The sequence below is a fragment of the Arenibacter lacus genome, assembly GCF_008711145.1.
GTDB lineage: Bacteria > Bacteroidota > Bacteroidia > Flavobacteriales > Flavobacteriaceae > Arenibacter > Arenibacter amylolyticus.
Map to the genome: position 1 here is coordinate 1 of NZ_VVIN01000227.1, position 598 is coordinate 598.

The window sequence follows — 598 nt, forward strand, 5'->3', positions numbered from 1 at the left end:
CCTAACGGTGATGGATTCCAACGGATGTACCGCCACCGAAACCATTACGGTTGATCCGCTGACCCCCCCTACGGATATTGCTTTTTCTGCCACTGCGGCCAACTGTCCGTCAGAGACCTCAGACGTGACCCTTACCGTTACTGGTGGAAGCGGGGCCGTTACGTTTGAACTGATTGCACCAGCGGCAGCAATGGATTCCAATTCCACCGGGGTATTTACAAGCCTTGCTCCGGACACCTATACCTTTAGGGTTACCGATGCCAAGGGCTGTTCTTATGAGGAGAACTTTACCCTGAATCCGGTACAAAAGATAGGGGTAGCCGGTACTTTGATCCAAGATGTATCCTGTAAGGGAGGTTCCGACGGTGCCATAGATTTTACGATCAGTGATTTTAGCACCACGTATAGCTACTCAATTAATGGGGCAGCTGCTATAACGGGGCAGTCTGCTAACACCATCAATTTAACGAATCTTGTAGCCGGAGATTATACCATTACGGTTACGGACGAAACTACCAACTGTACGGATACGGCCACCGTTACGGTGAGCGAACCTACCAACCCCCTAGCCTTTACCTATAACCTTACCCCATTGACC

The 598-nt window shown here is 50.3% G+C and carries 1 protein-coding gene; it reads left to right on the forward strand.

The window, feature by feature from the left end; genetic code table 11:
• Nucleotides 1–598 (forward strand): SprB repeat-containing protein (locus F1E73_RS17280; RefSeq protein WP_150452696.1); only part of this gene is annotated, 598 nt, incomplete at both ends.